Annotated in this window: 24 protein-coding genes; 18 read left to right on the forward strand and 6 right to left on the reverse strand. The window is 64.9% G+C overall.

Annotated features, from left to right (window positions below):
- Positions 1-14 precede the first annotated feature (14 nt).
- Positions 15-641, forward strand: coding sequence for a glutathione S-transferase family protein (locus C0V72_RS00810; RefSeq protein ID WP_101791307.1), 627 nt, complete (start codon positions 15-17; stop codon positions 639-641).
- 9 nt (positions 642-650) lie between these two features.
- Here the strand turns inward: C0V72_RS00810 and C0V72_RS00815 are convergent, their stop codons facing one another.
- Positions 651-1,244, reverse strand: a complete 594-nt coding sequence (locus tag C0V72_RS00815; RefSeq protein ID WP_101791308.1) for a J domain-containing protein — start codon at positions 1,242-1,244, stop codon at positions 651-653.
- 79 nt (positions 1,245-1,323) lie between these two features.
- Between C0V72_RS00815 and C0V72_RS00820 the strand changes: the two genes are divergently transcribed.
- The 5 genes from C0V72_RS00820 to C0V72_RS00840 are packed head-to-tail and all read left to right on the forward strand — an operon-like array spanning position 1,324 to position 4,638.
- Positions 1,324-1,590 carry a BolA family protein gene (locus C0V72_RS00820; RefSeq protein WP_101791309.1) on the forward strand — a complete coding sequence of 89 codons (267 nt, stop codon included), beginning with the start codon at positions 1,324-1,326 and terminating at the stop codon, positions 1,588-1,590.
- Entirely contained in the window at positions 1,587-2,039 is a 453-nt protein-coding gene (locus tag C0V72_RS00825; RefSeq protein WP_101791310.1) for an NUDIX hydrolase, read from the forward strand. The genes C0V72_RS00820 and C0V72_RS00825 overlap by 4 nt, the downstream gene beginning before the upstream one ends.
- Positions 2,036-2,914 (forward strand): pirin family protein, encoded by an 879-nt coding sequence (locus C0V72_RS00830; protein ID WP_101791311.1) that lies wholly within the window; start codon positions 2,036-2,038, stop codon positions 2,912-2,914. Before C0V72_RS00825 ends, C0V72_RS00830 begins: the two co-directional genes overlap by 4 nt.
- Positions 2,915-2,935: 21 nt before the next feature.
- Positions 2,936-3,745: an SDR family NAD(P)-dependent oxidoreductase gene (locus C0V72_RS00835; protein WP_101791312.1), complete on the forward strand. Its 810-nt coding sequence runs from the start codon at positions 2,936-2,938 to the stop codon at positions 3,743-3,745.
- A complete protein-coding gene (locus C0V72_RS00840) occupies positions 3,745-4,638 on the forward strand; it encodes an alpha/beta fold hydrolase (RefSeq protein ID WP_101791313.1) in 894 nt (297 codons plus the stop codon). The genes C0V72_RS00835 and C0V72_RS00840 overlap by 1 nt, the downstream gene beginning before the upstream one ends.
- On the opposite strand, the gene C0V72_RS00845 is transcribed toward C0V72_RS00840, so the two are convergent.
- Positions 4,635-5,687 carry a DUF2332 domain-containing protein gene (locus C0V72_RS00845; protein WP_233999711.1) on the reverse strand — a complete coding sequence of 351 codons (1,053 nt, stop codon included), beginning with the start codon at positions 5,685-5,687 and terminating at the stop codon, positions 4,635-4,637. The genes C0V72_RS00840 and C0V72_RS00845 overlap by 4 nt on opposite strands.
- 99 nt (positions 5,688-5,786) lie before the next feature.
- Between C0V72_RS00845 and hisG the strand changes: the two genes are divergently transcribed.
- The 8 genes from hisG (at position 5,787) to C0V72_RS00885 (ending at position 14,645) form a co-directional block, all read left to right on the forward strand.
- On the forward strand, positions 5,787-6,464 hold the full coding sequence (gene hisG / locus C0V72_RS00850) for an ATP phosphoribosyltransferase (RefSeq protein WP_101791314.1): 678 nt from the start codon (positions 5,787-5,789) through the stop codon (positions 6,462-6,464).
- Positions 6,461-7,756, forward strand: a complete 1,296-nt coding sequence (hisD, locus tag C0V72_RS00855) for a histidinol dehydrogenase (RefSeq protein ID WP_101791315.1) — start codon at positions 6,461-6,463, stop codon at positions 7,754-7,756. The genes hisG and hisD overlap by 4 nt, the downstream gene beginning before the upstream one ends.
- Entirely contained in the window at positions 7,753-8,220 is a 468-nt protein-coding gene (gene nusB, locus C0V72_RS00860; RefSeq protein ID WP_101791316.1) for a transcription antitermination factor NusB, read from the forward strand. The genes hisD and nusB overlap by 4 nt, the downstream gene beginning before the upstream one ends.
- A 116-nt stretch (positions 8,221-8,336) precedes the next feature.
- On the forward strand, positions 8,337-9,194 hold the full coding sequence (gene thiL / locus C0V72_RS00865) for a thiamine-phosphate kinase (RefSeq protein ID WP_101791317.1): 858 nt from the start codon (positions 8,337-8,339) through the stop codon (positions 9,192-9,194).
- A 160-nt stretch (positions 9,195-9,354) separates the two neighbouring features.
- Entirely contained in the window at positions 9,355-11,445 is a 2,091-nt protein-coding gene (locus C0V72_RS00870) for a sodium-translocating pyrophosphatase (RefSeq protein WP_101791318.1), read from the forward strand.
- Positions 11,446-11,609: 164 nt separating this feature from the next.
- On the forward strand, positions 11,610-12,824 hold the full coding sequence (locus tag C0V72_RS00875; RefSeq protein WP_233999712.1) for a GNAT family N-acetyltransferase: 1,215 nt from the start codon (positions 11,610-11,612) through the stop codon (positions 12,822-12,824).
- Positions 12,821-13,699 (forward strand): cupin-like domain-containing protein, encoded by an 879-nt coding sequence (locus tag C0V72_RS00880; RefSeq protein WP_101791319.1) that lies wholly within the window; start codon positions 12,821-12,823, stop codon positions 13,697-13,699. Before C0V72_RS00875 ends, C0V72_RS00880 begins: the two co-directional genes overlap by 4 nt.
- A 22-nt stretch (positions 13,700-13,721) precedes the next feature.
- On the forward strand, positions 13,722-14,645 hold the full coding sequence (locus tag C0V72_RS00885; protein ID WP_101791320.1) for an acyl-CoA thioesterase: 924 nt from the start codon (positions 13,722-13,724) through the stop codon (positions 14,643-14,645).
- A gap of 110 nt (positions 14,646-14,755) precedes the next feature.
- Here C0V72_RS00885 and C0V72_RS00890 read toward each other — a convergent pair whose 3' ends face one another.
- Positions 14,756-15,571 (reverse strand): universal stress protein, encoded by an 816-nt coding sequence (locus tag C0V72_RS00890; protein WP_101791321.1) that lies wholly within the window; start codon positions 15,569-15,571, stop codon positions 14,756-14,758.
- A 151-nt stretch (positions 15,572-15,722) separates the two neighbouring features.
- On the opposite strand from C0V72_RS00890, the gene C0V72_RS00895 reads away from it, so the two are divergent.
- Both C0V72_RS00895 and C0V72_RS00900 read left to right on the forward strand, forming a co-directional pair.
- The gene (locus C0V72_RS00895) at positions 15,723-17,234 is read left to right on the forward strand and encodes a carotenoid oxygenase family protein (RefSeq protein ID WP_101791322.1); all 1,512 of its coding nucleotides are present in this window, start codon (positions 15,723-15,725) and stop codon (positions 17,232-17,234) included.
- Between the two features lie 107 nt (positions 17,235-17,341).
- On the forward strand, positions 17,342-19,159 hold the full coding sequence (locus C0V72_RS00900; RefSeq protein WP_101791323.1) for a DUF885 domain-containing protein: 1,818 nt from the start codon (positions 17,342-17,344) through the stop codon (positions 19,157-19,159).
- A gap of 23 nt (positions 19,160-19,182) precedes the next feature.
- Here C0V72_RS00900 and C0V72_RS00905 read toward each other — a convergent pair whose 3' ends face one another.
- Positions 19,183-20,184 carry a hypothetical protein gene (locus tag C0V72_RS00905; protein WP_101791324.1) on the reverse strand — a complete coding sequence of 334 codons (1,002 nt, stop codon included), beginning with the start codon at positions 20,182-20,184 and terminating at the stop codon, positions 19,183-19,185.
- A 340-nt stretch (positions 20,185-20,524) separates the two neighbouring features.
- On the opposite strand from C0V72_RS00905, the gene C0V72_RS00910 reads away from it, so the two are divergent.
- Positions 20,525-21,427: an OmpA family protein gene (locus C0V72_RS00910; protein ID WP_101791325.1), complete on the forward strand. Its 903-nt coding sequence runs from the start codon at positions 20,525-20,527 to the stop codon at positions 21,425-21,427.
- Positions 21,428-21,469: 42 nt separating this feature from the next.
- On the opposite strand, the gene C0V72_RS00915 is transcribed toward C0V72_RS00910, so the two are convergent.
- Both C0V72_RS00915 and uvrC read right to left on the reverse strand, forming a co-directional pair.
- A complete protein-coding gene (locus C0V72_RS00915; protein WP_101791326.1) occupies positions 21,470-22,072 on the reverse strand; it encodes a beta/gamma crystallin-related protein in 603 nt (200 codons plus the stop codon).
- Between the two features lie 91 nt (positions 22,073-22,163).
- Positions 22,164-24,125, reverse strand: a complete 1,962-nt coding sequence (gene uvrC, locus C0V72_RS00920; RefSeq protein ID WP_101791327.1) for an excinuclease ABC subunit UvrC — start codon at positions 24,123-24,125, stop codon at positions 22,164-22,166.
- 65 nt (positions 24,126-24,190) lie between these two features.
- Between uvrC and C0V72_RS00925 the strand changes: the two genes are divergently transcribed.
- Positions 24,191-25,396 carry an NAD(P)/FAD-dependent oxidoreductase gene (locus C0V72_RS00925; RefSeq protein ID WP_101791328.1) on the forward strand — a complete coding sequence of 402 codons (1,206 nt, stop codon included), beginning with the start codon at positions 24,191-24,193 and terminating at the stop codon, positions 25,394-25,396.
- Positions 25,397-25,416 lie beyond the last annotated feature (20 nt).

The following is a 25,416-nucleotide window of genomic DNA, read 5'->3' on the forward strand; positions in this document are numbered from 1 at the left end:
AGGGAGACACAGCGATGGCCGCATTCACTTTCTACACCGTCGCCATGAGCCGCGGACAGATTGCGCGCTGGGCACTGCACGAAGCAGGCGCTGATTACACGCATGTGGTGATGGACTGGGCCACGCGCCCGGACAGTTTCAAGACCATCAACCCGATGAACAAGGTGCCGACGCTGGTGCATCACCATCAGGGTCACGACCATGTCATCACGGAATGCGCAGCCATCAACCACTACCTCGCCGAAACACACCCCGACAAAGGCCTGCTGCCTGACGCCCACGAACGCGCCGCCTATTTTCGCTGGCTGTTCTTTGCCGCAGGGCCGCTGGAGCAGGCGGTGGTCGGCAAGGCAATGGGTTGGGAAGTGCCCGAGGGCAAAAGCGGGATGGCAGGCTTTGGCAGTCTCGACCTTGCGCTTGATGCACTGGACGGGTGGCTGTCAGCGCATGATTTCATCGCAGGCAGCCGGTTTAGGATGGCTGATACCTATGTCGGCAGCCAATTCGTGTGGGGGTTGAGGTTCGGGTCTATCCCCGAACGCCCATCGTTCCGCGCCTATGTGGACCGCATCACGCAGCGGCCCGCCTATGCCGAAGCCAACGCCATCGATGCCGCCATCATCAAATCAACGCAGGGTTAGGCCGGGAGGTCACGCCAGAGCCGCGCTTTTCCTGAGCAGCTGATAGGCTTCGACCACCTCGCCCAGCCGCGCCTCGTGCTTGCGGTCGCCGCCGTTACGATCGGGGTGATAACGCCGCACCAGTTCGGAATAACGCCGCCGCAGCCGGGCACGATCCGTGTCGGAACCCAGCCCCATGGTCTCCAGCGCCTGCGCTTCCTCGCGCGAAAACCGCCCGGTGGCCGCCATCCGCGCCTCGCGCTCGGCGCGGCTGCGGATGCCGCGAGCGCGCGCAGCGATGGCGTCCAGCGGATCGGCATAATCGGCCCAGCGCGGCACCCCGTCGACGCCCGCATCGGGGCGGAAGGCGCGGGTTTCGGTGCGCCACCCTGCAATCGGCGATTGCGCGGCGATGATTTCCTCGGCGCTCATGCCTTCAAACCAGTCATAACCGGCGTTGAATTCGCGCACGTGCTGAAGGCAGAACCAGCGCCATTCGCCCGGCCCGTCAAACCCGTTGGGGCGGCGTCCGGGCGCACGGAATTCGCCCGCCTCGCGGCAGCCGGGCGCTTCGCACTGCCGGTCTGCGCTCTCGACGCGGCCATGAAATCGTGGTGAAGGCATAGCCGTAAAGAATGGCGATTGGCCTCCCAAGTTCCAAGCCGGAATTTGGCCGATCAGCTTGCAAAGAAGGAAATTGCCGATGTCCGTTGCCGAAGAAATGCGTGTGCTTCTGACCGAGGCTTTCGCCCCCGCGCGGCTCGCCATCATCAACGACAGCGCCAAGCATTCGGGCCATATGGGTGATGATGGATCGGGCGAATCGCACTTTACCATCGAAATCACGGCCTCCGCCTTTGCCGACATGAACCGCCTCGCCCGCCAGCGCGCAGTGATTGCGGCATTGGGGGACATCGTCGGCCAGCGGGTGCATGCGGTGGCGATCAAGGCGGATGTTCCTGCCGAATGAGCCTTAACCCCAATCTCCGCCTGCGCCGTGCCGCCCGGCTTATCGTGCTCGACCCCGAGGGGCGTGCGCTGATGTTCCGGTATGATGTGCCGGGGCGCGATCCGTTCTGGGTGACGGCGGGCGGCGAGTGCGAGGCGGGCGAAAGCTTCGAGGATGCCGCGCGGCGCGAGCTGTTCGAGGAGACGGGCTTCACCGCCGATCCCGGCCCGCAGATTGCCCGGTTGACGCCGGAGTTCATCACGGTCGAAGGCGAACCGGTGCAAGCGGATGAACGCTTTTTCCTGGTCCGCGTGGCCGAGACGGTGATCGACACCGCTCGCCACACCGCAACAGAGCAACGGCTGATGACGCAGCACCGCTGGTTCACCCTTGCAGAGCTTGCCGACTGGCCAGAGGCGGTGTTCCCTGCCAACCTCGCCGAAATGATCGAGCAGGAAAAACGCGCATGATTACCCAGACCATCACCCCTGTCAGCCACGATCTCGGCGCGTTCACCGTGCGCCGGGTGCTGCCGTCGAAGGCACGCACGATGGTGGGCCCGTTCATCTTCGTTGATCAGTTCGGCCCGGCTGACCTGACCGGCGACGGGATGAATGTCCGCCCCCACCCGCATATCAACCTTGCCACCGTGACCTGGCTGTTCGACGGCGCGATCGACCACCGCGACAGCCTTGGCACCTTTGCCACGATCCGTCCGGGGCAGGTCAATCTGATGACCGCCGGGCGCGGGATCGTGCATTCCGAACGCAGCCCCGCCGGCGAGCTGGCGACAAACCCCGGCATGTTCGGGATGCAGACCTGGCTCGCCCTGCCCGATGGGCGCGAGGAGATTGACCCGGCGTTCGAGGCCGTGACCGATCTTCCCGTCGTGTCGGACAGCGGGGCCAAGGCGTGGGTCATCATGGGCAGCCTGTGGGGTGCGACCGCGCCGACCACTACGCATGCCGCGACAATCTATGCCGAGATCGTGCTGGCGCCGGGCGGCGCAATCCCGCTGGATGCCGAGGCCGACGAACGCGCCGTCATGCTCGTCAACGGCGATGCCAGTGTCGATGGCATCGCGCTGGAGCAATATCAGCTCGCCGTGCTGGCGCCGGGCAAGGCGATGCGGCTGGCCAGCCGATCAGGCGCGCGGGTGATGCTGCTGGGCGGAGAAGCCTTTGCGACCAAGCGCCACGTGTTCTGGAACTTCGTCAGCTCCGACCGCGAACGGATCAATCAGGCCAAGGACGACTGGCGCGCCGGGCGCTTCCCGCTGGTGCCCGGTGACGAGACGGAATTTATCCCCTTGCCCGACAAGCCCAAGACCGTCAGCTATCCCTGAACAAGGGTTCGGGAGAGAGACATGGACTATTCGGGCAAGGTGGCGTGGATCACCGGCGCATCATCGGGCATCGGTGCGGCGCTGGCGCGGGAGCTCGCGGCACGCGGCGCGCATGTGGTGCTGTCGGGCCGGGATGCGGCGCGGCTGGCCGAAGTCGCGGCGGATTGCGGCGAAAGCCTGATCCTTGCCTTTGATGTGCGTGATGATGCGGCGCTGGCCGATGCGACCGCACAGGCCATCGCGTGGAAAGGCGGCCTTGATGTGGCCTTTGCCAATGCCGGTATCTCGCAGCGCAGCCGGGCATTGAAAACCGATATGCAGGTGTACCGCGACATCATCGAGGTCGATCTCATCGCCCAAATCGCGTTCAGCCAAGGCCTGATCGGCCACATGGCGGAGCGGGGGTCGGGTGCACTGGGGTTTATCTCCTCGATCGCGGGCAAGGTCGGCGTGCCTATGCGCACCGCTTACTCCGCCGCCAAGTTCGGGCTGGCGGGCTACGCCGATGCGCTACGGGCGGAGCTGACGGTCAACGGCGTCACCGTCCACACAATCTACCCCGGATCGGTCGCCACCAATGTATCGCGCAATGCGCTCAACGCTGACGGCACGCCGCGCGGGCGCTCTGACAAAGCCATTGATGAAGGCATCCCCGCCGATGTGGCAGCCAAGGCGATGCTCGACGGGATCGCCTCTGGCACGCGCGAGATCATCATCGCCGAGGGGATGGAACTCGCCATGGGCGAAGCCCGCCGCACGCCTGAGGCGCTGTTCGATCAGGTCGCAGGGATGGTCGCCAAGGGCTACATGGACAAGCTGGAGCAGCAGTGATGAGCTTCGATCTCAAGCGGGTGCAGCTACCCAATGGCATCAGCCTCAACATTGTGGACGAAGGCCCGGTGGATGCGACGGTGCTGATCTTCCTCCACGGCTTTCCCGAAAGCCATCGGACGTGGCGGCACCAGATTGCGCATTTTCGTGACAGGTTCCGCTGCATCGCGCCCGATCAGCGCGGCTATCGCGGATCATCCAAGCCGCAGGCGGTGGAGGCCTACACCCCTGACAAGCTGATTGGCGATGTGTTCCTGCTGGCGGATGCGCTGGGGATCGCGTATTTCACCATCGTCGGCCATGATTGGGGCGGCGCGATTGCCTGGGGCGTGGCGCTGGGCGGGCAGCATTCGCGTGTCACGCGCGCGGTGATCGCCAATGCGCCGCACCCTGTCACCTTCCAGCGGCTGCTCTACACCCATCCCGGCCAGCGCGAGGCAAGCCAGTATATCCGGGGTTTCCGCGATCCGGCCAATGATGCGCTGGTCAAGGAGCACGGCCTCACCGGCCTGCTGCTGAAGGAGGTCAAGTGGGACCGCCCGAATGCGATGGAGCCGGAGGAACGCGATGCGCTGCTGCTCGACTGGCAGAACCGCGATGCGGCTTTCGGCATGCTCAATTACTACCGCGCCAGCCCGATCGACGTGCCCACGATGGACGCGCCTTTTGCGATTCCCGAAGGTTGGGCGCCCCCTGCCCTGCCCAAACTGACGATCCCGACGCTGGTGATCTGGGGTATCGACGATCTCGCCTTGCCGCCCGAAAACCTTGAAGGGCTGGAGGACATTATCGCGCCCCTGACCATCGTGCGCGTGCCCGATTGCGGGCATTTTGTGCCGTGGGAAGCGCCGGGCGCGGTGAACGCGGCGATGGAGGCGTTTCTGGCGGGTTAGACGAGCCACTCCACATCCGCCCCGTGCGGGTGCGACCATGCGAGTTGCACTTCCTCGCTCCCGCCCGGCCAGTATCGCACCGTCAGCTTATGGCGATGCACCGTCCGGTCGGCCTCAACCTGCACCCAGGCGAGTGGGGCTTCGGGCGTGGCCTTCGCGCCGGCGGCTTCCATTGCTGCCGTGACCCGCGCCTGCTGGTCGGCGGGGACATATTGCCAGACAATCGAGTGCATCAGTATCCGGGTGGTGCCGGGGGCTTGCGCGCGGGCGAGCTGCGCCTCGACGAAATCGGCAGCGGTGGCCTTGACCAAATCGGGCTTGCGCTCGGTCGCGGCGCGGATGGCGGCGTCCATGCGTTCAAAGCGCACCGTGTGTTCGGGCCAGATATAGGCCTTCAGTCGCAGCGCCTCGGCGGGATTGGTCAGATCGACGGGCGCGACATCGCAGCCTTTCGCGGAGACAATCGCAATGTCGCGATCAGCCGGCCGCGCACCTTTCCACACAGGAGCAAAGTGCATCGCACCGGGTTCCGGCCCCACCCGCACCCCTCCCAGATCATAGCTGTAGCGATCCAGCATCAGGTTGATTCCCGCGCTCGACCCGATTTCGAGGCATTCAAAGCGCGGCAGCAATCCCCGATCTGCCAGCCATAGCATCGCCGCGATGAAATTGGCCGAGCGTCCTGCCTCGTTAGTCTGCGGCGGGCCGTCCAGCCAAGGGAGCAAAGCCGTTTCATGCGCCCCGATCACAAGGGCGATCACCCGCGCATCATCAGCCGTCTCTCCCCGATAGATCGGGGCAAGCTCAGGGGCGGTGCCTGACAGGTGGAGCGCGTGCAATCCGCCCGCCACCCGCAAAGACAGCGCATCGGCAAGCGGTGCACCCTGCCAGCCGCGCACGCGGTCAAGCAGCTCGCCCGGCGTGTCAGACGTCAGAACAGCCGCCACGCCTGCCACCACCCGTGCGGTGATATGTGCGCCCGCCGCCTCGCAATAGGCGACCTGATTGGCAAAGGCCGTCGCCACCGCGCCCGGCCCAGCGGTGTTCATATCGACAAATTCATAGGCGGGTCGCTGTGAAGACTCGTCGCTGGAACTCTGCATCACCATTGCCCTTTCGTCCGCTCGTCCCTAAGTGCGCGGCCAATCATGACCATAAGTGGCAACTCCGACAATCCCGGACAGCTGACCTTCGCTGTTCCCAAGGGGCGCATCCTTGATGAGGCGCTGCCCGTGATGGCGCGCGCCGGGGTGGAGCCCGATGCGGAATTCCACGATCCCAAAAGCCGCGCCCTGTCCTTCGGCACGACCCGCGCCGACATGCGCCTGATCCGCGTGCGCGCCTTTGATGTGGCGACTTTCGTGGCCCACGGCGCCGCGCAGGTCGGGATTGTCGGCTCGGACGTGATCGAGGAATTCGACTACGCCGATCTTTACGCCCCGGTCGATCTCGGCATTGGGCTGTGCCGCCTTTCGGTGGCGCGCCGCGCCGATGACACGGACGAGCCCGGCAGCGTCAGCCACTTGCGCGTCGCGACCAAATACCCCAGCCTTACGCGCCGCCATTTCGAGGCGGCCGGCGTGCAGGCCGAATGCGTCAAACTGAACGGCGCGATGGAGCTGGCGCCGTCGCTGGGTCTTGCCCGCCAGATCGTTGATCTGGTGTCGACCGGCAAGACGCTGAAGGACAACGGGCTGGTCGAAACCGATGTAATTCTCGATATTTCCGCCCGCCTGATCGTCAACCGCACCGCCCTCAAAACCGATGCGCGGGTGGCGGCGCTGGTTTCAGCGTTCCGGCGCGTGGCACAAGAGCAAACGGCATGATCAACATCCTCTCCACCCTCCAACCCGATTTTGCCGCCAAGTTCGATCGGATCGTTGATGCGCGGCGCGAAGCCGATAGCGAAGTGGCAGGCCAGGTCGCCGATATTCTGCGGTCGGTAAAGCAGCGCGGCGATGCGGCGCTGGTGGAATATTCGCAGCGCTTTGATGGTTACACGCTGGCCGACGATGCCGACTGGGTGATCACCCGCGAGCGGTGCGAGCAGGCCTATCACGAACTGGCGCCCGATTTGCGCGATGCGCTCGAACTCGCGGCGGCGCGCATCCGCGCCTATCACGAGGCGCAGCTGCCGGAAAACCGCGATTATGTCGACGCGGCTGGAGTCAGGCTGGGGGCGATCTGGCGGCCGGTCGATGCCGCCGGCCTCTATGTGCCGGGCGGACGCGCGGCCTATCCCTCGTCATTGCTGATGAACGCCATTCCGGCGCGGGTTGCCGGGGTCGAGCGGCTGGTGGTCGTCACTCCCACGCCCAAGGGCCAATCGAACCCGATGGTGCTGGCCGCGGCCCATATCGCAGGCGTGGACGAAATCTGGCGCGTGGGCGGGGCGCAGGCCGTGGGCGCGCTGGCCTATGGCACGCAGCGTATCCGCCCGGTCGATGTCATCACCGGCCCCGGCAATGCCTGGGTGGCCGAGGCCAAGCGCCAGCTTTACGGCGTGGTCGGCATCGACATGGTCGCCGGGCCTTCGGAAATCCTCGTGATCGCTGATGGCAAGAATGATCCTGACTGGATCGCCGCCGATCTGCTGTCGCAGGCGGAACATGACCCGACCTCGCAATCGATCCTCATTACCGATGATGCAGGCTTCGCGCGGCAGGTTGAGGATTGCATCGATCTTCAGATCACTCAGCTTTCCACCGCCAAGACGGCGCGGGCCAGCTGGGATGCGCACGGGGTGATGATCGTCGTCAACGATCTGCTCGCCGAAGCCCCCGCGCTCGCCAACCGCCTTGCTGCCGAACATGTCGAAATCGCGGTCCACGATCCCGAACCTTACCTCAAGGCGATCCGCCACGCGGGGAGCATCTTCCTTGGCCGCATGACGCCCGAGGCGGTGGGCGATTATGTCGCTGGCCCCAACCATGTGCTGCCCACGGGCCGCCGCGCACGCTTTTCCAGCGGGCTTTCGGTGCTCGATTTCATGAAGCGAACCAGCTTTCTGGGGCTTGATGCCGCGTCCTTCGCCGCCATCGGCCCTGCCGCCGCAACCCTCGCCCATGCCGAGGGGCTGCCCGCCCACGCCAAGTCCGTGGAACTGAGGATCACATGAACCAACCCGCCCGCTCGAAAGCCCGCTCGGCCGCGCGCCTCGCCGCCGTGCAGGCGCTGTATCAGCAGCATATGGAAGGCACCGCGCTGGTGCGGCTGCTCGATGAATTCCACCAGCACCGGCTGGGCCGCACCATCGACGAGGATGCTTTCGACGAAGCCGAATATGCCGATGCCGAAGTGCCGTTCTTCGATGATGTCGTGCGCGGTGTCGATGCACGGCGGGACGAGATTGACGCTCTGGTAACAGACAAGCTCGCCGCCGGATGGACCATCGCCCGGCTCGACAAGACCATGCTGCAAATTCTGCGTGCGGGCACGTACGAACTGATCGCCCGCGTCGATGTGCCCGCCGCCGTCACGATCAACGAATATGTCGAGGTCGCCAAAGCGTTCTTCGATGATGGGCAGGCCAAGTTCGTCAACGGCATTCTGGATGCCGTGGCAAAGGGCGCGCGCGCCTGATCCCAAAAGCCGTTCGGGCTGAGCTTGTCGAAGCCGTGCTTTTCGCCTTTCCCGCAGCATCCAAAGCAGGACAGCCCTTCGACAAGCTCAGGGCGAACGGTTAGGGGATGCGGCACATGAACGAAGCCGAATTCATCACCGCCTTGCGCTTACTCCCGCTCCACCCCGGTGCGCGCGCGTTGGCGGATGACTGCGCGGTTCTGACCATCGGCGGCGAAGCCCTCGTCATCACCCACGACATGATGGCCGAAGGCACGCATTTCCGGCCCGATGCCGACATGGCCGATGTGGCATGGAAGCTGGTCGCGTCGAACCTTTCGGACCTTGCCGCCAAGGGGGCGGAGCCGGTGGGCGTATTGCTCGGGCATATGCTGGGCCGCGATGATGCGCGCTTTCTGGTGGGACTTCACGAAGCGCTCGCTGCCTTTGTCGCGCCGCTGCTCGGCGGGGATACGGTCGCGGCGCAAGGCGCGCGCAGTTTCGGTCTCACCGCCATCGGGCGGGCGACGTGCCAGCCGGTCCCGTCGCGCTCTGGTGCGCGGCCGGGCGATTCCATCTACCTCACCGGCCCGGTCGGACGCGCGATGCTGGGCTTTGCAGGCGATGCCGAGCACCTCGCCGCCTTCAATCGCCCTCAACCGCGCCTTGCCGAAGGACGAGCCCTCGCCCCGCATGTCAACGCGATGATGGATGTGTCGGACGGGTTGCTGCTCGACAGCTGGCGAATGGGCGAGGCAAGCAGCGTAACCTTCGCGCTTGAACCAAACGCCATCCCGGTCGCTGACACGGCCCAGCGCGATGCCTGCATGCGCTGGGGCGACGATTACGAGCTGCTGTTCACCGCGCCGCCTGCTGCCCCCCTGCCCTGCGCTGTCCACCGCATCGGCACCGTCACCGCGCGCGGCGCCGCGCCGCTGATGCTGGGAGACGCCCCGCTGACCGATCCTGCCAGCCTCGGCTATCAGCACGGCTGATCTGCCCCTCTCAATTCCGCGCAAAACCCCGGCTGCCGCAGCGTCAAGGCTTGCCAGCCTTCCGCAAGCCCCTAAGCTGACGTTTCTGCGCCCGAGGGATCAAAAAGAGGCGCAGGCGCCCCGCAAGGGGAAGCATCAAAAAGACGAGAGGGGATTGCTCGTGAATCTATTGCTCATATCGATTGGGCTGGGCGTGCTTGCCATTGTGTATGGCTTTGTCACCAGCAGGCAGGTGCTCGGCGCGGATGCCGGCAATGCCAAGATGCAGGAAATCGCCGGCGCCATTCAGGAAGGCGCGCAGGCTTACTTGAAGCGGCAATACACCGCGATCGCCATCGTCGGCGTGATCGTGGCGGTGATCGTCGCGGTCACGCTGGGTGCGATCCCGGCGGTCGGCTTTGTGATCGGCGCGGTGCTTTCGGGCGTGGCGGGCTTTATCGGCATGAACGTGTCGGTGCGCTCGAACGTGCGCACGGCGGCAGCGGCAATGAAAGGCTTGCAGGAAGGCCTGACGCTGGCGTTCCGCGCGGGCGCGATCACCGGGATGCTGGTGGCCGGGCTCGCGCTGCTCGCGATTGCGTGTTTCTTCTGGTATCTGACCGGTCCGGCAGGGCTCGCTGCAGACAGCCGTCCGGTGGTGATCGGCCTCACCGCGCTGGCGCTCGGCGCTTCGCTGGTGTCGATCTTCGCGCGTCTGGGCGGCGGGATCTTCACCAAGGCGGCTGACGTCGGCGCCGACCTTGTCGGCAAGGTCGAAGCTGGCATCCCCGAAGATGACCCGCGCAACCCTGCCGTGATTGCCGACAACGTGGGCGACAACGTCGGCGATTGCGCTGGCATGGCCGCTGACCTGTTCGAAACTTACGTCGTCACCGTCGGCGCCACCATGGTGCTGACTGCGCTGCTGCTGAGCGGAGCGGAGAACCTGTTCGCGCTGATGGTGCTGCCGCTGCTGATCGGCGGCGTGTGCATCGTCACCTCGATCATCGGCACCTATTTCGTGCGCCTTGGCGGCGGGACCAACATCATGGGCGCGATGTACAAGGGCTTCCTTGTCACCGCCATCCTGTCGGTCCCGGCGATCTGGTTCGCGATCGACTTTACGCTGCTGGGCGATATGGAAAGCGCCATCGCAGGGCAGGCCTATAATGGCCGCACCCTGTTTTATTGCGGGTTCCTTGGCCTCGTCATCACCGGCCTCATTATCTGGATCACCGAGTACTACACCGGCACCAACTACCGCCCGGTGCGCTCGATCGCCAAGGCTTCGGAAACGGGCCACGGCACCAACGTGATCCAGGGCCTTGCGATCAGCATGGAATCGACCGCGCTGCCGACGCTGGTAATCTGCGGTGGCATCATCATCGCCTTCCAGCTCGCTGGGCTGATGGGGATCGCCTATGCGGCCACATCGATGCTGGCGCTCGCGGGCATGGTTGTGGCGCTCGACGCCTATGGCCCGGTCACCGATAACGCCGGCGGCATCGCCGAAATGGCGGGGCTCGACGAGAGCGTGCGCGAAAAGACCGATGCGCTCGACGCGGTTGGCAACACCACCAAGGCCGTGACCAAGGGCTATGCCATCGGTTCGGCAGGGCTCGCCGCACTGGTGCTGTTCGCCACCTACACCGCCGACCTGCGCGAGCTGTTCGAGGGTGTGACGGTCGATTTCAGCCTTGAAAACCCCTACGTCATCGTCGGGCTGCTGCTCGGCGCTTTGCTGCCGTACCTGTTCGGCGCGATGGGCATGACGGCAGTGGGCCGGGCTGCGGGCGAAGTGGTGAAGGACGTGCGCGACCAGTTCGCCAAGAACCCGGGCATCATGACCTATGAGGTCAAGCCCGACTACGCCCGCACCGTCGACCTCGTCACCAAGGCGGCGATCAAGGAGATGATCATCCCCTCGCTGCTGCCGGTGGCAGCGCCGATCGTGGTGTATTTCGTGATCTCGGCGGTGGCGGGGCAGGCCAACGGTTTTGCCGCGCTGGGCGCACTGCTGCTGGGCGTGATCGTGGGCGGGCTGTTCGTCGCCATCTCGATGACGTCGGGCGGCGGCGCATGGGACAATGCCAAAAAGTACATCGAAGACGGCCATCACGGCGGCAAGGGGTCTGATGCCCACAAGGCTGCGGTGACCGGCGATACGGTGGGCGATCCGTACAAGGACACCGCTGGCCCGGCGGTCAACCCGATGATCAAGATCACCAATATCGTCGCCCTGCTGCTGCTGGCGGCCTTGGCGGCGGGCTGAACCTGATTCCAGCCTGACCCCGCCCTCAAGTAGCGAAGCGGTAGGGCCACAAAGACTCAACCCCGCTGGGCCGCCCGCCCGGCGGGGTTTATCTTTGCCCGCCCCCCTGTCCCTGCATCGGACAAGGGGGCCTTGCGCTGAGGCATTCTTCATCGCCTTGTGTCATGACCCCGACCAAGCGCACGGATCGGCGCGGCAAGGCAGGGTTAACGGCGATGGACATGGCACCTGCGGACAGTTTTCGCACCGGCAGGGCAGGCTCTGCTCGGGCTGCGCTTCCGCATGGCCAGTTGAACCTCCTTAATGTCGAGCAATTGGCCGATCCCGCCTTCCTCGCCGCGTGGGAGCGGTTGGTCGCCCGCGCGGCCGAACCCAATCCCTTTTTCGAACCGTGGTTTCTGCTCCCCGCTCTGCGGCAATGGGGCGCGGCTGACCGGGTCATCACCAAGGCATGGTTCCACGAAGGACGGCTGGCAGGCCTGTTGCCGGTGGTGCGCAGCGCCCGGTATTACAGCCACATCGTTACCCATGCGACCGGCTGGCTTCACGCCAATGCCTTCTGCGGCGTCCCCCTGATCGCAGCGGGGCACGAGGATGCCTTCTGGCGCGACATGCTCGCCCATTTCGACCGCCGGGCACGACGCGCCTTGTTCCTGCACCTGCCGCAGATGCCCGCTGACGGCCCTGCCAATGCCGCGTTGGAACGCGTGTTCGCCCGTTTCCCCCGCGCCCACTACATCGTCGCCGAGGAAAACCGCGCGATGCTGGCCGGCGATATGTCCGCCGAAGCCTACCTCGAAAGCGCAATGAGCGCCAAGAAGCGCAAGGAACTGCGCCGCCAGCACAACCGCCTCGCCGACGAAGGCCTGCTCGCCTTTGAGCGGGTGGAAGGCGACAAAGGGCTGGCGGAATGGACCGCTGAATTCCTCGCGCTGGAAGCTGCTGGATGGAAAGGTGAAGCTGGCTCCGCGCTTGCCAATGCGCCCGGCACCCTCGCCCTGTTCGAACAATCGCTGGCAGGCGCCGCGGCGGCCGGGCGGCTGGAGCGGCTAGCGCTCCGGCTGGATGGCCGGGCCATTGCGATGCTGGCCAACTTTATCACCGCGCCGGGCGCTTACAGCTTCAAGACCGCCTTCGACGAAGATTACGCCCGCTTTTCGCCCGGGATGCTGTTGCAGCTGGAAAACCTCAGCCTGCTGGAACGGCCCGCAATCCAATGGGCCGATAGCTGCGCGGTGGAAGGCCACCCCATGATCGAACGCCTGTGGCGCGGGCAGCGCCGCATGATCAGCCGCAATATTGCCATTGGCGGGCCGCTCAGGCGGGCCTGCTTCCGCCTGCTGATGGCTTACGAAACACGGCCAAGGACAACCGCATGAACGCCCCCGCCACCTTCAACGACACGGTCCTCAGCCCCGTGTTCGAAACCCCCGCGCGCCGCCGCTTTGCCGCGCATTATCCCGAACAGCCCCACATCCTCGCCCACAATCTCACCAGCCACCCGCTGCTGGAGATCGAGGCGCTGGCCGGGCTGGCCGAACGTCTGCCGATCACGAGCGTCGAATACAACCGCGGCGACCTGCCGATCGGGGTCGATGGCAAGCCCGGTTCCAACGGCATGACCATCGCCGAATTGATCCGCAAGGTGGCCGAGGCGGAAAGCTGGGCGGTGCTCAAGAATATCGAGCAGGTGCCCGCCTATGAAGACCTGCTGCTGGGCCTGCTCGAAGAAATCCGCCCGGAAATCGAAGCCGCGACCGGCGCGATGCTGACCCCGCAAGGCTTTATCTTCGTCTCCAGCCCCAATTCGGTCACACCCTATCACTTTGATCCGGAACACAACATCCTGCTCCAGATCAGGGGCACCAAGGTCATGACCCAGTTTGCCGCAGGCGATACCCGGTTCGTACCGGATGAAGCGCACGAAACCTACCATTCGGGCGGCCCGCGCGAATTGAAGTGGGATGACAGCTTTCTGGCGCACGGGCGCGAGTTCCCGCTTGGCCCCGGCGAGGCCTTGTTCGTGCCGGTCATGGCACCGCATTTCGTCAAGAACGGCCCCGCCCCCTCAGTCTCGCTCTCGATCACCTGGCGCTCAGAATGGAGCTACCGCGAAAGCGATGCGCGTATCTTCAACGCGATCCTGCGGGAGCGCGGGTTCAAGCCCGCCGCACCGGGCCGCTGGCCGCACCAGAACTATGGCAAGGCTTACGCTTTCCGCGTGCTGCGCAAGCTGGGATTGACGGGCGCGTAAACCGCCCGCATGGCCGTGCGCCATGAGCGAGACACCCATGAAAAATGAACTGGCCGCCGGGCTGATCCGGTTGCTGACAGTCGAAAAGCGCGCTGCCGATATCTACGCCGGGCCGCCGCAGGCTGACGGCATCGGGCGGGTATTTGGCGGACAGGTGCTCGCGCAGGCGTTGCAGGCTGCACAAGCCACTGTCAGCGATGGCAAGTGCGCCCATTCGCTCCACGCCTATTTCCTGCGCGGCGGGCGGGAAGGCGCGCCGATCGAATACCGCATCGAACGCGATTTTGACGGGCGCAGTTTTGCCAACCGCCGGGTGGTCGCCGCGCAGGAGAACGAGGACGGCATCGCGGTCCCGATCCTCAACCTCACCGCTAGCTTCCAACTGCCCGAAAACGGGTTGGAACATATCGATTCGCCGATGCCCGATGTGCCGCGTCCCGATGATCTGCGTTCGGACATGGAGCAGCGCCGCGAGATTGCCGAGGCCTGGGGTGACCGCCTCAGCGAACAGCAGCGCCGTATGATGCTGCGCCCGCGCCCGATCGAAATGCGCACGTGTGATGCCCTGCACTGGATGAGCAGCGAACCGCGCCCGCCGCACGCGCATTCGTGGTTCCGGGTCTGCGCGCCGATCACCGGCGCGGACGACACGCCGGAATTGCACCGCACGATCATAACCTATGCCAGCGACTACACCCTGCTCGGCACCAGCGCGCTGCCCCATGGCCTCAGCTGGATGCGCAACGAGCTGGTCGGTGCGAGCCTCGATCACGCCCTGTGGTTCCACCGCGATGCGCGCGCGGACGAATGGCTGCTCTACGCCACCGACGCCCCGTGGAGCGGCGGCGGGCGCGGGTTCAACCGTGGTCGCATCTTCAACCTCGCGGGCGAACTGGTCGCCAGTGTCGCGCAGGAAGGCATGATGCGGCGGCGGGTCGCCAAGTAATCCCACGTCATTGCGAGCCGCAGGCGAAGCAATCCATGGCCTAAAGGGCCCGCTGGCTGCAGCGTTGGTCGATGGATTGCCGCGTCGCTGCGCTCCTCGCAATGACGAGGTTAGTGGGCGAGAAGTATGGGCATCTGCGGCTCGCTCAGCATCCGCCGTGTGACTCCGCCCAGCAGCAGTTCTGCCAGCCGCGAATGGCCATAGGCGCCCATCACCATCAGCCCGCATTCGCGCATCTGCGCCGCTGAAAACAGCGTGTCGGCAATGCTCGCCTCGCCGCGCGGGATTTCCACGATCTCGCAGTCGATCCCGTGGCGGCTGAGATATTTCGCACCTTCGGCCTGGGGAAAGTCGAAGCGCGCCTTGTCCGAAGGTTCAGCCACGCTTGCCAGCGTGACCTTGCACGAACACGCCAGCAGCGGCACCGCCGCGCGCAGGGCGTGGGCGGCTTCGGACGATCCGTTCCACCCCACCAGCATCGGCGCACCGACATCCAGCGCGCCCGCATCCTCAGGCACCACCAGCACCGGCACGGGCGCGTTCATCACCAGATCGCCCACCAGCGCTGATGGCCCGCGCCGGTCATACCCCGCCTCCACCGGCCCGAGGATCACGATGTCAGCCAGCGGCGAGGCTTCGAGCAGGCGGTGCGGCGCGATGCCATAAACAGAGCGCCAGTCCCACGGCACGCCTTCATGCTCAAGCTGCGCTTCGGTTTCGGCGCGGAGCTTTTCGGCGTTCTCCTTGATCACCGGCATCGCGGCGGCGATGGCCGAGCCGTAAAAATCGCCCGGGGCGAAAACTTCGTAGCTAACCGCTTGCAGGCAGGTGATGTGGCCGTTGGTCGCCCGCGCAATATCGAGCGCCACCTGCAACCGTGCGCTCATGGCGTGGTCGTGGTCGATGTGCAGCAAGATCGATTTCATGGCGTGTCTCCCATTGATAGTGAGGATAATCGCCCCGAACGCCGCGACTGGCTTTGACAGGGATCAAATTTGTGCCTGCAAGCGTGCCGTCGTCTTAGCACCTTGCCAGACACAAGGCGTGCGATCATTCTGATGCCAGGGAGAAACCATCATGCAGATCACGCGCCATCCGCCGGTGAAAACGTCGCTGGAGCCGTCGAACCACCCCTATCTGACCGGGCCGTGGACGCCGTTGCACGAAGAGGTCGATGTGGCCGAGTTGCGCGTGATCGAAGGCGCGATCCCGGCGGACATTGACGGGATCTACCTGCGCAACACCGAAAACCAGGTGCATCAGCCGCTCGGCCGCCATCACCCGTTCGATGGCGACGCGATGATCCATCAGGTCAACATCTCGGGCGGCAAGGCGAGTTACCGCAACCGCTTTGTGCGCACGCACTGCTTTGAGGCCGAGCAGATCGCGGGCCGCAGTCTGTGGGGCGGGTTGATGGATCCGTGGGGCACTTCGGTGCGGCCCGGCTTCGGCGCGCATGGCGGGCTGAAGGATACCGGATCAACCGACATCATCGTTCACGCCGGCACCGCCTATGCGACGCTCTACCAGTGCGGCGAGGCGTGGATGCTCGATCCCGTCACTCTGGCGAGCCGCGGGAAAGCGCCGTGGGTGCCGTTGGACGGCATCTCGGCCCACCCCAAGGTGGACGAGGCGACCGGCGAACTGATGTTCTTCAACTATTCCAAGCACGCCCCTTTCATGCATTACGGGGTGGTCGATCGCGAAGGCCGGCTGGTGCATTATGTCCCCGTCCCCCTGCCCGGCCCGCGCCTGCCGCATGACATGGCGATCACGCCGAACTGGTCGATCCTCAACGACATGCCGCTCTATTGGGACGAGGAATTGCTGGGCCGCAACATCCATGCCGCGCGCATCCATGATGGCGTGCCGACCCGCTTCGCCCTGATCCCGCGCCATGGCCAGCCGCAGGACATCCGCTGGTTCGAGGCGGAGCCCACCTATGTTTTGCACTGGACCAACGCCTATGAGGAAGGCGACGAGGTCATCCTCGAAGGCTATCATCAGGCCAAGCCCATGCCCGATCCGCTGGAGGAAATGGGGCGTTACAGCCACATGATGGCGTACGTGGACGAACACTCCTTCCAGAGCCGCCTCCACCGCTGGCGCTTCAACTTGCGCACCGGCGAGACGCGCGAGGAACGCCTGACCGACCGCATCGTCGAATTCGGGATGATCAACCCGGCCTATGCGATGCGCAAAAGCCGCTATGTCTGGTCCACCACCACCCGGCCCGGCTGGTTCCTGTTCAACGGCTATGTCCGCCACGACACCCAGACCGGCGAGGAACAGGTCTATCGCCTGCCTGAAGGCGTCTATGCCAGTGAGAGCCCGATGATCCCCAAAAAGCCCTCAAGTAGCGAAGCGGTAGGGCGCGAAGACTCAGGCTATCTTGTCACTTTCCTGATCGACGAGAATACCGGCACCTCGCAATGCGCCATCCTTGACGCGGCGGACATTGCCAAAGGCCCGATCTGCCGCCTCGCGCTGCCGCACAAGATCTGTTCCGGCACACACTCCGTCTGGGTCGAGCACGATCAGTTGCGTGCCGACGCGGCGTTTAACGCGAGCCGTTTTGTGGCGGCATGACGTCACCGGTCGAGGTGGCATGAACGCTTGTCACCAGCGCGCTTGCACCAAGAGTGTCTGAGGCCTAGCGGCCCCCAGTGGATTTATGCCTTCGGGGGACTTCTCAGATGACCTTGCGCCTTGCCCTTGCTGCCTCGACCGCGTTGCTGTTCGCGGTGCCCGCTCTGGCGCAGACCGCTGCCCAGCCAGTCGCGGCGACCACTGCCCCCCAGTCAGAACATGACAAGCTATTCGCGCTGTTCACCGATGCGGATGCGCGCGAACTGGCGCTCAACCCGCTCAGCCGCCTGTTCCGCGGTGACGAGGATAACGCCGACCGCCTTGGCGATCTGTTGACCGATTCCAGCTTCCTCGCCTCACGCACCGACATCAAGCTCAACCTGGCGCTGCTGGCCCAGATTGACCGCGCCAAGCTCAATGCGACTGATGCGCTCGCTTATGACGTGTTCCGCTATACGCAGGAACGCGCGGCCGAAGGCTATACCGACGAAATGCGCGCGCTGACCGAAGTGCGTCCGCTCAACCATTTCTACGGCCTGCACACCTTCTACCCGCAATTTGCCAGCGGCACCGGGGTTGCCCCGTTCAAGACGCTCGCCCATTACGAAGACAACCTGTCGCGGCACGATGATTATATCGCCTTCATCGACCGTGCGATCGGCAAGTTCCGTGACGGCATGGCCAGCGGCGTGCTGGAAACCAAGCTGACGGTTGGCATTATGGTGACCCAGCTCGACACCCAGCTCAAAACTCCGCTGGCGGATTCGATGTTCATGGCCCCGACCAAGGCCTTCCCCGGTACCATTGCCGAGGCCGACCGCACGCGCCTGACCGCAGCCTATGCGGCCAAGACCGCCGAAATCTATGCCACCAACACGGCCCTGCGCGATTTCCTGCGGGACGAATATCTGCCCGCAGCGCGCGACAGCATCGGCCTGTCCCAGATGAAGGGCGGCGACAAACTCTATGCCCGGCTGGTCGAGGAATCGACCACGCTGCCGCTGGACCCTGAGACGATCCACCAGCTCGGCCTGTCGGAAGTCGCCCGGATCAAGGCTGACCTGGAAAAGCTCAAGCGGGAAGTGCGGTTCAAGGGCACGCTCACCCAGTTCTTCGACTATGTCCGCACCGACCCCAAGTTCCAGCCCAAAACCCGCGAGGCGCTGACGCAGTCCTATTACGACATCGGCAAGCAGGTCGATGCCAAGATCGGGGACTATTTCTCGCTTATCCCCAAGTCGCCGCTGGAAATCCGCCCCTATGACCCTTCGACCGAAGAGTTCGAGGCGGGTGGTTCCTACCAGTCCGGTTCGGCTGACGGGGCGCGCCCTGGCGTGTTCTATTTCAACGCCTATGACCTGCCGAGCCGCCTGACGCCGGGCAATGTGACGCTGTACCTCCACGAAGGCGCACCGGGGCACCATTTCCAGATCAGTCTGGCGCAGGAGAACGAGGCGCTGCCCGCTTTCATGCGGTATGGCGGCACCACCGCCTATGTCGAAGGCTGGGCGCTTTATGCCGAAACGCTGGGTTACGAGATGGGCTTCTACAAGGACCCGTGGAACCGGTACGGCACCTTGCAGGACGAACAATTGCGCGCAATGCGGCTGGTGGTGGATACCGGCATTCATGCCAAGGGCTGGACGCGGGATCAGGCGATTGCCTTCATGATGGACAATTCCGGCATGACCCGCACCGAAGTCATCGCCGAAGTCGACCGTTATATCGCAATCCCCGGCCAGGCGCTGGCCTATAAGATCGGTGCCCTGAAAATCCAGGAATTGCGCAAGCGGGCCGAAGCAAAGCTCGGCGCAAGGTTCGACATCAAGGCCTTCCACGAGCAGGTGCTGAACACCGGCGGCCTGCCGCTCGCGGTGCTGGAAACCAAGATCGACCGCTGGATCGCTGCCGAGGCGGCGCGCTGAGGCGCGGCCGGTTCGCTGCGGGCCTATCCTTCAAGCCCGTAGAGGAAACCGATGTGCTTGAGGTTGCCTGTCTCCGGGATCGCAAATTCATAAACGAACGCGATGCGCTGGCGCCGGGGGCCATAGAGACCGCCCTCGAAATTGCCCACCACCCGGTCCGCCTGATCGCGGATCGTGCCGGTCAGGCGGTTGGTGGCAGGATCATGCGCGCCCTTGAAGTTGAGATCGGCCAGCCGCTCCGGATTTCCGCCATTGGGCGCGGTGCGGGCAACCGAAAAGCCGCCGAAAATCCCCGTGTTGTAATCCGAACTGATCGTCACAAGGCTGGTTGATGACAGCATGCTAAAATCACCGAGGCTGGTGAACCCGCCCTCGGTCACGAAGCGCCGCGAAACCGGGATCCGCCCGATCTCCTGACTGGGATTCCCGATCGCCGCAAAGATCAGCCGCCGTGCCGTGCCTACCCGCGTGCCAGAGGTAAAGCCGGTCGGGGCTGATTGGAACAGCACAATCGCCACCTCTGCGCTGGTATCGCTGCCGCGGGTGAAGAAGGGGCTGAACGGACCGATCCGCAATTCCTCGTCGGTGCTGGAGCCGAAGAAACGGCGGAAGCCCGACACTGCGCCGATATTGCTGGTGAAGGTCCGGTCGACACCATCAAAGCGGATGCGCGCAACCTCGTTCGGCGGGGCGACCTCGAACGAAAGCCGGGCCGGGCTGGTGCCGGACAGAAAGCGGGGCGTTGCCGCCTCAAGGCGCTGCGTGCCGCTCGTGCCGTCCTGCCAGGTGAACATCGTGCTTTCCACCCCCAGCGTCGTTTCAAACGCAAAGGACGCAGCGAAGCTGAATGCGGGCGGTGGAGCCGGGGTCTGCGCAGGCGGCGGTGTGGGTGTGCCGCCGCCGCCGCCGCCGCCAACGGGCGGCGGCGTGCCGCCAGACCCGCCTTGCGATCCGCCCCCACCGCATGCCGCCAACGCCAGCGCTGCGAGTCCTGCAACGCAGGCCGACCCAACCGATTTTGTCACCCACGACCCCTGAAATCTGCGATTCTTTTCAGGCCCCCATCTGGCAAAGGCTGCGCAAGGCAGCCAGCCAGAGGGACAGGCCCCGCAGCAAAATCTGTGCAGAAACCGACCGTCCGGTGCAACCCCGATGACCAAAGCGCGGCCTTCGCGCTTGCAGGGTCAGGCTGCACTGGCGCCTCAACTCGTCGCATCTTGTGCCCTGATGGCCTGCTCTTGTGTCATCAACGCAACCTGTGTTCACCTACGAGCAAGGTGTTGCCCAACAACCGGAGCGCAAGCAATTCACCACACAAGGGCCGATGTCAGGGATCGCGGCCCCCACCACAGGAGCATAACCGCAGTGAACACAACTTTCCGTTCCGCTCGACAGCTTGCCATCATGGCCGTTCTGGGCGCCACCGCCACCGGCCTTACCGCGCAGACGCAGGCGCCCGCCAGCGATCAGGGTGAGGTGCTGACAACCGTTTATGGCTCGCTGCCCCCGCTGGCGGAAATGAGCGAAGGCGCCAAGGTCACCGGCATCATCTCGGCCCGCAAAGGCCAGCGCCTGCAAGTGACCGCCGATGATGGCACGACCACCATGATCACCTTGCACCCCGAAACCGAAATCCGCACCCGCGGCGGGTTTCTGGGGATCGGCAACAAGGCATTCGACCAGTCGGCACTGATCAACGGCCTGCCTGTGACAGTAAAGACGGCCGTTTACGGCGAAGGACTGGTGGCCAGCGAAGTGCGCTTCACGAGCGATGACCGGCAGATTGCCGCCATGATCCGCGGCGGCACCCAGCAGCAGTTCGGCGAGCAGGGCGAAGCGATCAAGCAGAACGCCGCCGCCACCGAAGCGCTGCGCGGGCGGTTGGGCGATATCGACAAGTACAACCTGAAGAGCACCACCAACGTCTATTTCGACACTGGCAAGGCCGTGATTTCGCCCAGCGCCAAGGCCGAGCTTTGCGCTGCCGCGCAGCAGGCGGGCGCCAATGAAAACTCGCTGATGCTGGTGCTGGGCTACACCGACACGACAGGCTCTGAGGAAGTGAACCAGGCCTTGTCCGAAAAGCGGGCGGCCGCGGTGGTCAACTACCTGCAACAGATCTGCAAGTGGAAGCCGTATCGGATGCTCACCCCGACCGGCATGGCGACGGCCGATCCCGCGGCCGACAACACCACCGCTGCCGGCCGGGCACAGAACCGCCGCGTTTCGGTCAATGTGCTGGTGAGCAAGGCGCTCGACGGGCAGTAAATCCGATGGGGTCGGGGCGAACCATCAGGTTCGCCCCCCCTCTCACATGCCCGTGTTCGAGCACAGCACATCGGCAAGGTAGACCCGCCCACGCACCGTTTCCATCGCTTGGCGCGATGACGTCCGCCAGCCCATGCTGGAACAGAATTGGGCGGCACTGCGCTGGGCACAGCTGGCCGTTGCACTTCCGGTGGCGCAGGCTTCAACGCGGTAACCACGCAGCGCCGGTGCCGCGTAGAACTGGGCCGCCATACCCCGCAGATTGGGGTTGCTGCCTTGCTCTCCTCCCGGCAAGGTTCCCCCATTGCCGCCTTCGGGCCGCATCGATTGGACCTTGATCCCGCGCAATCCAAGCAGTGGCATATCCCGATCAAATGTCCGGCACGTGCCGCGGTAATTTGCCTTCTCGCAAACCTGCCAGCGTCCGCTGGTGACGCGGATGGAATTGATCCGGAATGCCAATCCAAGATTGGCTTCAGCCCGGCTGACATTGACTGCGGGGCCTTTATAGCCGGCATCGCGGTAGATGATGGCTTCGGCAGCCTCTGGCGGACGCAGCATTTTATCCTGCTGGGCCGTAGCACCGGACACGCCGAACGCGACAAAGACGGCCACACCGCCCTTTGCAACATCCCGAATTCTCATCGATTTCCTCCCCCTCGACTGGGACGAACAACCGCCCCCCCGACCGGGAAGATGTCTCAGCAATAACGCGCTGGCAAGCCGGCAGTTCGCATCACCCGCCCGCGTGGTAGAAATCGTAAACCTTGCGCGCCACCGTCGCGCTGACACCGGGAGCGCGTTGCAGATCTTCCAAACCGGCGGCGCGCACCTTGCTGGCGGTGCCGAAATGCAGCAGCAGCGCGCGCTTGCGGGCCGGGCCGATGCCGGGAATTTCGTCCAGCGGGCTGGCGGTGATCGCCTTCGACCGCTTGGCCCGGTGCGCGCCGATGACATAGCGGTGCACTTCGTCGCGCAGGTTCTGAAGATGGAAAAGCAGCGGCGAATTCACGGGCAGCATCTTTTCGCGCCCATCGGGGAAATGGAACACCTCGCGCCCGTCGCGCCCGTGATGCGGCCCCTTGGCGACGCCGACGACTGCGATTTCATCCGCGATGCCGATTTCCTCCAGCACCCGCATGACGCTGGAAAGCTGGCCCTTGCCACCATCGATCAGGATCAGGTCGGGCAGGATGGTTTCATGGCCGCCCGCCTTGGCCTCGGGGCTATCTTCACCCTCGGCGAAGTTACGAAACCGGCGCGCCATCACTTCGCGCATCATCGCGAAGTCATCGTTGGTCTGTGCCTCGCGAATGTTGAACTTGCGGTACTGGCCCTTCTCGAACCCCTCCGGTCCGGAGACAACCATCGCGCCCACAGCCTTGGTGCCCTGAATATGGCTGTTGTCGTAAACCTCGATCCGCTGCGGCGGCGCATCAAGCTCCAGAAATTCGGCCAGCTCGCGGTTGAGGCGGGCCTTGGTGCCGGTCTCAGCCAAGCGCCGTTCGAGCGCCTCGACCGCGTTGCGCTGCGCCTGCTCCATCAGCTTGCGCCGATCCCCGCGCTCCGGTATCGAGAGCCGCACCTTACGCCCCGCCAATTCGGACAGCGCCGCTTCGATCAGTTCCGCCTCTGGCAGTTCGCGGTCCACCAGAATGGTCGGCGGGGGCGGCACTTCCTCGTAGAATTGCAGCATCACATCGGCCAGCACCTGCGCCTCGTCCACATCCGCCGTGTGGCGCGGGAACAGCGCGCGGTGGCCCCAGTTCTGCCCGCCGCGGATGAAGAAGGACTGGACGCTCATCTGGCCCTTGCTGGCCGCCAGCGCGAAGACATCGGCATCGCCCAGCCCGGCGGCATTGATCGCCTGACTGCCTTGAATGAAAGTCGCGGCGCGCAGCCGGTCACGCAGCATCGCGGCCGTTTCAAATTGCAGATTCGCCGCCGCTTCGGCCATCTGCCGTTCCAGATCAGCCTGCACCGCGCCTGATTTGCCCGACAGGAAATCCTTCGCCTGCCGCACCAGCGCGTCGTAGCCCGCCTCGTCGATCCGGCCCACGCAGGGCGCCGAGCAGCGCTTGATTTGATACAGCAGGCAGGGCCGATCACGGTTGTTGAAGAAGCTGTCGGTGCAGGATCGCAGCAGGAACAGTTTCTGCAGCGCGTTGAGCGTGGTGTTGACGCTGCCTGCACTCGCAAACGGCCCGTAGTAATTGCCCTTGGCGCGCCGCGCGCCGCGGTGTTTCTGAATGCGGGGGAAGGCGTGATCGGCGCGCAGCAGGATGAAGGGGAAACTCTTGTCATCGCGCAGCAACACGTTGAACGGCGGACGGAACCGCTTGATCAACTGCGCTTCCAAGAGCAGCGCCTCGGCTTCGGAATTGGTGGTGATGATTTCCATGCTGCGGGTCTGGCTGACCATGCGCTGTAGCCGCCCCGACAGCCCGGCAATCTGGGTGTAGTTCGCCACCCGCGCCTTCAGGCTGCGCGCCTTGCCGACATACAGCACCTCGCCGCGCGTATCGAGCATCCGGTAGACGCCGGGCGAAGGCTTCAGCACCTTCACCACCTCACGGATCGCCTGCACCCCGCCTTCCAGATCGGGCTTGGCGCTCGACACGGTATAGGCGGCGCGTTCCTCGTTGAAACGCTCCGCACCGCGTGGGTCATGGGGGGTGCCGGCGGGGGTCTTGGCCATGCCCGCCCAATAGGGACTGCAAGGGGCGATTGGCAATTCCCGCCAGCACGCCTATCCGCACCGAGATGGATCAGCATGATGTCATTATCCTTGGCGCGGGCGCAGCCGGGCTGTTTGCGGCGGGGCAAGCAGGCCAGCGCGGGCTGCGCGTGGCGTTGCTGGAGAAGGCCGAAGCGCCGGGCAAGAAGATCCTGATTTCGGGCGGGGGGCGGTGCAATTTCACCAATCTGGGTACGGGGCCGGGGAACTACCTCTCAGCCAACCCCCATTTCGCCAAGAGCGCGCTGGCGCGGTACACTCCGGCGGACTTCATCGCGCTGGTGGAACGCCACGGCATCGCCTGGCACGAAAAGACGCTGGGACAATTGTTCTGCGACGGTTCGGCCAAGCAGATCGTGGCGATGCTGCTGGATGAATGCCCGCCTGACCGCGTGACGCTGACCTGCGAGGTCGATATCGCCAGCGTGGCACGCAGCCCGGATGGCACCTTCACTGTCACCGCTGCCGATGGCCGCCGCTGGCAGGCCCCCGCGCTGGTGATCGCGACTGGCGGGCCTTCGATCCCAAAGATGGGCGCAAGTGATTACGCCTATGCCCTCGCCCGGCAGTTCGGGTTGAAGGTGGTGGAACCGCGCCCTGCCCTAGTGCCCCTGACGCTGGGCGGGGAAGATGCGCTGTTCCGCGAGCTATCAGGCGTTGCCGCGCCAGTGCGGGCGCGGGCCGGAGCGGGCAAGCATACGGCCGAATTCGCCGAAGCGGCGCTGTTCACCCACAAGGGGCTCTCCGGCCCGGCGATCCTGCAAATCTCGTCCTATTGGCGGCATGGCGAGGAGGTCCGCATCACTTTCCTGCCCGATGCGGCGAGCGACTGGCTGATCGAAGCCAAGCGCGACCGCCCCCGCACCCACCTGCGCACCCTGCTGCGCGAACGCCTGCCCGCGCGGTTGGCCGATGCGCTGGCGGATCGCTTGGCACTGGAACGCGAATTGGGCAACCTGTCGGACAAAGACCTGCGCGCCGCTCAGGCCAAGCTGGGCGATTGGCGTTTCAGCCCCAATGGCACCGAGGGGCTGGCCAAGGCCGAAGTCACCGCAGGCGGGATCGCCACGGCAGAACTTTCCAGCCGGACGATGGAGGCCGCCAAGGTTCCCGGTCTTTATGCCATCGGGGAAGCCGTGGACGTGACCGGCTGGCTCGGCGGGTACAACTTCCAATGGGCCTGGGCGAGCGCCTATGCCTGCGCCGAGGCCCTCGCCGACGCGAAAACCTGAAACGCGCAGAGGCGCTCGCC

The organism is Porphyrobacter sp. TH134, from assembly GCF_002855495.1.
Taxonomy (GTDB): Bacteria; Pseudomonadota; Alphaproteobacteria; order Sphingomonadales; family Sphingomonadaceae; genus Erythrobacter.

Excerpts from the sequence above, each read along its gene's own strand:
- C0V72_RS00810 (WP_101791307.1), top strand. The coding sequence starts at position 15 with ATGGCCGCATTCACTTTCTACACCGTCGCCATGAGCCGCGGACAGATT.
- C0V72_RS00815 (WP_101791308.1), bottom strand. The coding sequence starts at position 1,244 with ATGCCTTCACCACGATTTCATGGCCGCGTCGAGAGCGCAGACCGGCAG.
- C0V72_RS00820 (WP_101791309.1), top strand. The coding sequence starts at position 1,324 with ATGTCCGTTGCCGAAGAAATGCGTGTGCTTCTGACCGAGGCTTTCGCC.
- C0V72_RS00825 (WP_101791310.1), top strand. The coding sequence starts at position 1,587 with ATGAGCCTTAACCCCAATCTCCGCCTGCGCCGTGCCGCCCGGCTTATC.
- C0V72_RS00830 (WP_101791311.1), top strand. The coding sequence starts at position 2,036 with ATGATTACCCAGACCATCACCCCTGTCAGCCACGATCTCGGCGCGTTC.
- C0V72_RS00835 (WP_101791312.1), top strand. The coding sequence starts at position 2,936 with ATGGACTATTCGGGCAAGGTGGCGTGGATCACCGGCGCATCATCGGGC.
- C0V72_RS00840 (WP_101791313.1), top strand. The coding sequence starts at position 3,745 with ATGAGCTTCGATCTCAAGCGGGTGCAGCTACCCAATGGCATCAGCCTC.
- C0V72_RS00845 (WP_233999711.1), bottom strand. The coding sequence starts at position 5,687 with ATGAACACCGCTGGGCCGGGCGCGGTGGCGACGGCCTTTGCCAATCAG.
- hisG (WP_101791314.1), top strand. The coding sequence starts at position 5,787 with ATGACCATAAGTGGCAACTCCGACAATCCCGGACAGCTGACCTTCGCT.
- hisD (WP_101791315.1), top strand. The coding sequence starts at position 6,461 with ATGATCAACATCCTCTCCACCCTCCAACCCGATTTTGCCGCCAAGTTC.
- nusB (WP_101791316.1), top strand. The coding sequence starts at position 7,753 with ATGAACCAACCCGCCCGCTCGAAAGCCCGCTCGGCCGCGCGCCTCGCC.
- thiL (WP_101791317.1), top strand. The coding sequence starts at position 8,337 with ATGAACGAAGCCGAATTCATCACCGCCTTGCGCTTACTCCCGCTCCAC.
- C0V72_RS00875 (WP_233999712.1), top strand. The coding sequence starts at position 11,610 with ATGACCCCGACCAAGCGCACGGATCGGCGCGGCAAGGCAGGGTTAACG.
- C0V72_RS00880 (WP_101791319.1), top strand. The coding sequence starts at position 12,821 with ATGAACGCCCCCGCCACCTTCAACGACACGGTCCTCAGCCCCGTGTTC.
- C0V72_RS00885 (WP_101791320.1), top strand. The coding sequence starts at position 13,722 with ATGAGCGAGACACCCATGAAAAATGAACTGGCCGCCGGGCTGATCCGG.
- C0V72_RS00890 (WP_101791321.1), bottom strand. The coding sequence starts at position 15,571 with ATGAAATCGATCTTGCTGCACATCGACCACGACCACGCCATGAGCGCA.
- C0V72_RS00895 (WP_101791322.1), top strand. The coding sequence starts at position 15,723 with ATGCAGATCACGCGCCATCCGCCGGTGAAAACGTCGCTGGAGCCGTCG.
- C0V72_RS00900 (WP_101791323.1), top strand. The coding sequence starts at position 17,342 with ATGACCTTGCGCCTTGCCCTTGCTGCCTCGACCGCGTTGCTGTTCGCG.
- C0V72_RS00915 (WP_101791326.1), bottom strand. The coding sequence starts at position 22,072 with ATGAGAATTCGGGATGTTGCAAAGGGCGGTGTGGCCGTCTTTGTCGCG.
- uvrC (WP_101791327.1), bottom strand. The coding sequence starts at position 24,125 with ATGGCCAAGACCCCCGCCGGCACCCCCCATGACCCACGCGGTGCGGAG.
- C0V72_RS00925 (WP_101791328.1), top strand. The coding sequence starts at position 24,191 with ATGGATCAGCATGATGTCATTATCCTTGGCGCGGGCGCAGCCGGGCTG.